Origin of the sequence: Streptomyces sp. NRRL WC-3549 (assembly GCF_000721935.1) — a bacterium.
Taxonomy (GTDB): domain Bacteria; phylum Actinomycetota; class Actinomycetes; order Streptomycetales; family Streptomycetaceae; genus Streptomyces.
Genome location: NZ_KL585414.1, coordinates 262,236 through 268,784 on the forward strand (window position 1 = coordinate 262,236; position 6,549 = coordinate 268,784).

General features: G+C 73.8%; 5 protein-coding genes. 2 read left to right on the forward strand and 3 right to left on the reverse strand.

Features of this window, described 5'->3' with window-relative positions; genetic code table 11:
• Positions 1–35 precede the first annotated feature (35 nt).
• Entirely contained in the window at positions 36–833 is a 798-nt protein-coding gene (locus IH13_RS0122550) for a tyrosine-protein phosphatase (RefSeq protein ID WP_031087211.1), read from the reverse strand.
• A 98-nt stretch (positions 834–931) separates the two neighbouring features.
• Positions 932–1,420: a DUF6325 family protein gene (locus IH13_RS0122555; RefSeq protein WP_031087212.1), complete on the reverse strand. Its 489-nt coding sequence runs from the start codon at positions 1,418–1,420 to the stop codon at positions 932–934.
• Between the two features lie 437 nt (positions 1,421–1,857).
• Here IH13_RS0122555 and rho point away from each other — a divergent pair, with 437 nt between their 5' ends.
• A complete protein-coding gene (gene rho, locus IH13_RS0122560) occupies positions 1,858–2,997 on the forward strand; it encodes a transcription termination factor Rho (protein WP_031087213.1) in 1,140 nt (379 codons plus the stop codon).
• 35 nt (positions 2,998–3,032) lie between these two features.
• Here the strand turns inward: rho and pgm are convergent, their stop codons facing one another.
• Positions 3,033–4,679, reverse strand: coding sequence for a phosphoglucomutase (alpha-D-glucose-1,6-bisphosphate-dependent) (gene pgm, locus IH13_RS0122565; protein ID WP_031087216.1), 1,647 nt, complete (start codon positions 4,677–4,679; stop codon positions 3,033–3,035).
• 633 nt (positions 4,680–5,312) lie between these two features.
• Here pgm and IH13_RS0122570 point away from each other — a divergent pair.
• A complete protein-coding gene (locus tag IH13_RS0122570; RefSeq protein WP_037841988.1) occupies positions 5,313–6,488 on the forward strand; it encodes a glycosyltransferase family 4 protein in 1,176 nt (391 codons plus the stop codon).
• The last annotated feature ends 61 nt before the right edge of the window (positions 6,489–6,549 follow it).

Consider the following 6,549-nt stretch of genomic DNA (forward strand, 5'->3'; position numbering starts at 1 on the left):
TCCTTCCACAGATCCCGCCCCGGGCCGCCCCTGTGTCAGGCCGTGGCCACCAGGTCGGCGCCCAGCCGCTCCACCACGGTCCGCGGGAGCCTCAGCCCGTTGCGGAGATATCCGTCGAGGCCGCCCCACCGCTCGTCCATGGCGTCGAGCGCGGCGTCCAGGTAGCGGGGGCGGACCTCGACGATGGCGGTCGCGATCCCCGGGTCCCCGCCCGCCTCCAGGAAGCGGCGCACCTCGGGTCCCAAGGCCCGCCGGGCGACCCGGTTCACGGCGAGGAACTCCGCCCGTACGACCTCACGTGGCGCCCCCGCCATCATCAGGAGCAGTGCCGTCGCCCATCCGGTGCGGTCCTTGCCGGTCGCGCAGTGGAAGAGCAGGGGCCTCGCCCGGGGGTCCGCCGCCGTCTCCAGGAACGCCCGGTAGGCCGCCGACGCCCCTGGGGTGAGGACCATCCTGCGGTAGGTCTGCGCGAACAGTTCCTCCGCCTTGCCGCCGCCGAGGGCGGCGGCTGCTCCGTCCGGGTCGCGGAGCAGCGACCTGAGGCGGCCCTGGAGCACCCCGGGGTTGTCACCGAGCACGTCGGCGACGAAGAGCCGGGCGCCCCGGGGAAGCCGGTCGGGCGCCCAGTGGCGTTCGTCGGCGGTCCGCAGGTCCACGACGGTCCGGATCCCGAGCGCGGACACCGCGATGTCGTGCTCCGCGTCGAATTCGCTCAGCTGGCCCGAGCGCAGGAGGATCCCCTGCCGCAGACGGCGGTCGCGCCCCAAGGCGATACCGCCCAGGTCGCGCAGGTTGACGACGGTGGAGGCCTGGACGGCCCGGGCGGTCTGCACGATGAACTGCCTCTTTCCCGACGGCCTGCACAGGTCAGGGACAACGTCGCATGAAGCACTGGAATCGACAAAAGAAGGCTTCGGGGAACGCCCCGCCGTCAGTCGGCGAGGACCCTGGTCTTCTCCGCCGCGAACTCGGTGTCGGTCAGCGCGCCCTGTTCCCGGAGCGCCGCGAGCCGTTCGAGCAGCGTGATGACGTCGTCCTCGCCGTCCACCGGCACGCGCTCGTGCGCCACGAGCTGTCCGCCCGCCGTCCGGACGGCCTCGGTCAGGGGCACGGACCACAGGTCCTCCCACACGATCAGCGCGGCGAAGCTGCCGGCCGGCACCGCGTCCAGGGCACGGAGCTTCGTGAGGTCGGGCCCGTGCTCCGCCCCCTCGCCGGGTGGCTCGAACGCCACGAGGCCCTCCGGGTCGAGCTCTCTCAGCTCCACGAGCTCGGTCGTGCCGTCCTGGGCCGTCCGGGCGAAGGTGAGGCCGAGGATCCGCACCGCCTGCGCGGAGAGCGCTTCGGTGAGGACGGGCGCGATCGTGTCGGCGAACCGGCTGCCCGGAAAGGTCACGACGAGGTATTCCACGGGTCCCATGGGCACGACGCGTCCTCTCAGCTGCGGTGCTGGATCGCCAGCAGCTTAACTTCGGGCATGGGGTGACGCATGGTGAGAATGCGGACGCGTGGAGGGCGGACTCCGCCTCCGGCCGCCTGCCGCCCCAGGCGTCGGGCGGCTCATGTCCGAAGGCCCGGGTGACGGAGCCCCGCCGGAGACTTCGACGGGGCGCGAGGCGGTGCCCCTTCCCGGATCCGGTGGCGCGTGGTACCTTCCAGGCAGCGGCATGTGTGTACGCCCCTTCATCGGGCGCCGATGCCGGTTCTTCTCTCCCGCTGTCGCCCCGTCGTACGACGTCCGGCGATCCAGCTCCTCCTCTCTCCGGCCCGGGCTCGTCCGCCCGTCGCACGGGGCGTGATCGTGCCGCCCCGCCTCCGCCGGACCTCTCGTTCGCCATGTCCGCGAAAGGACCCGCCGTGACCACCACACTCGAACGCCCCGTCGCCCAGCAGAGCCGCCCCGTCCGCACCACGGGTGTCCTCGACACCGCCGGCGGCGGTGACGGCGTCCTGCGCACCGCCGGAGGCCATCCCGCCCCCGGCGACGTCCAGGTGCCCTCGTCTCTCGTCCGCCGGCACGGACTGCGCAGGGGCGATCTCGTCGAGGGCACCTGCGACCGTCCGCGCTCCCTGTCCCGTGTCGACTCCGTCAACGGCCTCGCCGCGCACGCACTGCGGACCAGGCCGCATTTCCGTGACCTGACGCCGCTGCACCCCCATGAGCGGCTGCGCCTGGAGACGCCCGGCGGAGCGCCCGCCACCCGCGTCGTCGACCTGGTGGCACCCGTCGGGAAGGGGCAGCGCGGTCTGATCGTCGCCCCGCCGAGGACCGGCAAGACGGTGCTCCTCCAGCAGCTCGCCGCAGCCGTCGCCACCAACCACCCCGAGGCCCGTCTGATGGTGGTCCTCCTGGACGAACGCCCCGAGGAGGTCACGGACATGCGCCGCTGTGTGCGGGGCGAGGTCTACTCCTCCACCTTCGACCGGCCCGCCCGGGAGCACATCGCCCTCGCGGACCTGGCGGTGGAACGGGCGAAGCGGCTCGTCGAGCAGGGCGATGACGTGGTCATCCTCCTCGACTCGCTGACCCGTCTGTGCCGGGCCCACAACAACGCCGCCGGATCCGGTGGCCGCACCCTGAGCGGCGGTGTGGACGCGTCTGCCCTCCTCGGCCCGAAGAAGATCTTCGGTGCCGCCCGCGCGGCCGAGGAGGGCGGGTCGCTGACCATCCTGGCGACCGCGCTGGTGGAGACCGGCTCGCGCGCCGACGACTACTTCTTCGAGGAGCTCAAGAGCACCGGCAACATGGAACTCCGCCTCGACCGCGCGCTGGCCGACAGGCGGGTCTTCCCCGCCGTGGACGTCACCGCCTCCGGCACACGCCGGGAGGAACTCCTGTTGTCGGCGGGCGAACTGACGGGCGTACGGGCGCTGCGTCGCGCCCTGCGCCACCGCGACGGCCGCACCGGCCCGGAGGCGCTGGTGGAGTCGATCCGCCGGACACCGGACAACGCCACCTTTCTGCGGCAGCTCCGGCAGACCGTGCCCGGTGCCTGACGGCGGCCCCGTCCCCTCTCCTCCGCCCGCGGCCCTCAGCCGGTGGCGCCCAGTGCCTCGGAGACCAGGGTACGGGCCTCGTCCTGGACCTCGGCCAGGTGCTCGGGCCCCTGGAAGCTCTCCGCGTAGACCTTGTACACGTCCTCCGTGCCGGAGGGGCGGGCCGCGAACCATGCGCTGTCGGTGCAGACCTTGAGGCCGCCGATGGCCGCGCCGTTGCCGGGGGCCTCGGTGAGCACCGCGGTCACGGGTTCCCCGGCCAGCGTGCCGGCGGTGACCTGGTCCGGGGAGAGCCGGGCGAGTACCGCCTTCTCCTCGCGCGTCGCCGGGGCGTCGACCCGGGCGTAGGCCGGGTCGCCGAAGCGGGCGGTGAGTTCGCCGTAGTGCTGGGAGGGCGTGGAGCCGGTGACGGCGGTGATCTCGGAGGCCAGCAGGGCGAGCAGGATGCCGTCCTTGTCGGTGGTCCACACACGGCCGTCGCGGCGCAGGAAGGACGCGCCGGCGGACTCCTCTCCCCCGAACCCGAGGGTGCCGCCGAAGAGCCCGTCGACGAACCACTTGAAACCGACGGGGACCTCCACCAGCCGCCGCCCCAGGTCGTCCGCGACCCGGTCGATCATGGAGGAGGAGACCAGGGTCTTGCCGATCCCGGTGCCGCCGGGCCAGTCGGCGCGGTGCGTGTAGAGGTAGCGGATCGCCACGGCCAGGTAGTGGTTGGGGTTCATCAGCCCGCCGTCGGGGGTGACGATGCCGTGCCGGTCCGCGTCGGCGTCGTTGCCCGTGGCCAGGGTGTAGGCGTCGCGCTGTTCGATCAGCGAGGCCATGGCGTACGGCGAGGAGCAGTCCATCCGGATCCTGCCGTCCCAGTCCAGCGTCATGAACCGCCAGGTCGGGTCGGCGAGCGGGTTGACCACGGTGAGGTCGAGGCGGTGCCGTTCGGCGATGCGGCCCCAGTAGGCGACCGACGCCCCGCCGAGGGGGTCGGCGCCGATACGGATCCCCGCGTCGCGTACGGCGTCCAGGTCGAGGACGGCCGGCAGGTCGTCGACGTACGCGGTGAGGAAGTCGTGCCGGCGGGTCGTGTCGGCGGCCAGGGCCCTGGCGTACGGGATGCGCCGGACCTCCTTGAGCCCGCCCTCGATCAGGGCGTTGGCCCGGTCCTGGATCCAGGAGGTGGCGTCCGATCCGGCCGGGCCGCCGTGCGGCGGGTTGTACTTGAAGCCGCCGTCGGCCGGGGGGTTGTGCGAGGGCGTGACCACGATGCCGTCGGCCAGGCCGCCGTCACGGTCCCGGTTGTACGTGAGGATCGCGTGCGAGACGGCGGGGGTGGGGGTGTAGCCGTCGTCCGCGTCGATGAGGACGGTGGCGCCGTTGGCGGCGAGCACTTCCACGGCGGTGGCCCGGGCGGGTTCGGACAGCGCGTGGGTGTCGGCGCCGAGGAACAGCGGGCCGTCCGTGCCCTGCCGCGTCCGGTAGTCGCAGATGGCCTGGGTGGTGGCGGCGATGTGCTCCTCGTTGAAGGCCGCCGCCAGGGCCGAGCCGCGGTGTCCGGAGGTCCCGAAGGCGACCCGCTGGCCCGGCTCGGCGGGGTCGGGGTGGAGTGAGTAGTAGGCCGTGACCAGCCGTGCCACGTCCACCAGGTCTCCGGGCTGCGCCGGCTGACCGGCCCGATCGTGAACCATCGCTTCTCCTTGAGTGTTCGTCGGCCGGCCCGGCGCGCGGACCGCCACGGGGCGGAAGATCATCACGAGTTGTACCCGATCCTGCCCGTCCGATCGCACCCGAGGGCCCCGGCCGGACCCTGGCAGTACACCCGAGCCACGGGGCGGACGCGAAGGCTTTCACGGTGAACGGCCGGTTCGCGAGGGCCTCGTGCGGCGGGAAGGCGGGAATTCGGAAGGCCCGTTGTGGAAAGGCCCCGGGTTCCGTCCCGGAAGGCGATTGGCGCGCGCCTCGGCCAACTCCCGTGAAAGGAGTTCCGCTTCGCCCGGAGTGCGCGGACCGACCGCCGGGGATGTGCGCCGCATTACCGGAGGCCGGGGTCCGCCGGACGCGTGCGGCCTTTCATGATGCGCCATCGGATCGGCCGGAAGGTGTCACCGGAGGGGGACACGCCGCAGCAGGTCAGAAGCGGACACCGCCCGCAGTGGCGGACGTAATTAAATCGGTCCGGCGAGCGAGTCATGCGTGAATTCGATCGCACTGTCTGCAAAAGTGCACCTCGTTTTCACCCACTTGATCTCCGCCGCCATATTTCCTGCCGCCGGTCTTCGTACCGGACGGCTCTTCGGGGGCATGTGAGAAGAGAGCCGTGCGTGCTGCAGCGAAGTTGCACCGAGGAAGGCCGGCTGACGGTCCTTCACCTCGTCCAGCCCGTGGAGGGCGGAGTGGCGCGGGTCGTGACGGATCTCGTCGCGGCTCAGGTCCGGGCGGGGCTGCGGCCCGTCGTGGCGTGCCCCCCCGGCGGTCCGCTGGCGGCCGGCGCGGCCGGGGCCGGGGCCCGGGTGCGGGAGTGGCCGGCGGAGCGGGCCCCCGGCCGCCGGCTGGGCCGGGAGGTCGCCTCGGCGCGCGGGCTGGTCCGGGCGTGCGCCCCCGATGTGGTCCACGCCCACAGCGCGAAGGCGGGCCTGGCCGGGCGGCTGGCGGTCCGGGGCCGCGTACCGACCGTGTTCCAGCCGCACGCCTGGTCGTTCGAGGCGCTCACCGGGCCCGCCGCGGGACTGGCCACGGCGTGGGAGCGGTTCGGTGCGCGGTGGAGCGACCGCATCGTCTGCGTCAGCGAGTCGGAGCGCCGGGCCGGGGAGCGGGCGGGTGTCGACGCCCGCTGGTCGGTGATCCACAACGGCGTCGACCTCGGCCGGTTCCGCCCGGCCTCCCCGGAGGCCGCCCGGACGGCGCGGGCCGCTCTGCCGCTGCTCGCGGGCGTCCCGGCCGGGGCTCCGCTCGCCGTGTGCGTCGGGCGGCTGAGCCGGCAGAAGGGGCAGGACGTCCTGCTGCGGGCCTGGCGGCGGGTCCGGGTGCCGGGGGCGCGGCTCGTCCTGGTCGGCGACGGCCCGCGCGGCGGGGAGCTGCGGCGTACGGCCCCTGACGGGGTGCTGTTCGCCGGCGAGAGCGGGGACGTACGGCCGTGGATCCACGCGGCCGATGTGCTGGTGCTCCCGTCCCGGTGGGAGGGGATGGCCCTGGCCCCTCTCGAAGCCATGGCCTGCGGCCGGCCGGTGCTGCTGTCCGACGTCGACGGCGCCCGGGAGAGCCTGCCGCCGGGCCAGGCCCCCCACTGCCTCGTACCGCCCGAGGACCCCGCCGCGCTCGCGGGGGCGCTCACCGCCCTGCTGGGGGACCCCGCCCTGCTGGCCCGGCTGGGCTCGGCGGCGGGGGCGCACGCCCGGTCGGCCTTCGATGTGGCCACGACCTGCCGGGCGGTCCTGCGGCTCTATCAGGAACTTGTCGGCCAGTCCCGCCCCACCACGAGGGAGCGCACCGAGCGATGACGACGGAGAGTGCACCGATCCCCCGGGCGGCCCGGGCGACCGCCGTACGCGGTACGGCTTT

Bases quoted from the DNA above. Each gene is read 5' to 3' on its own strand.
- pgm (WP_031087216.1), bottom strand. From the start codon at position 4,679: ATGGTTCACGATCGGGCCGGTCAGCCGGCGCAGCCCGGAGACCTGGTG.
- IH13_RS0122555 (WP_031087212.1), bottom strand. From the start codon at position 1,420: ATGGGACCCGTGGAATACCTCGTCGTGACCTTTCCGGGCAGCCGGTTC.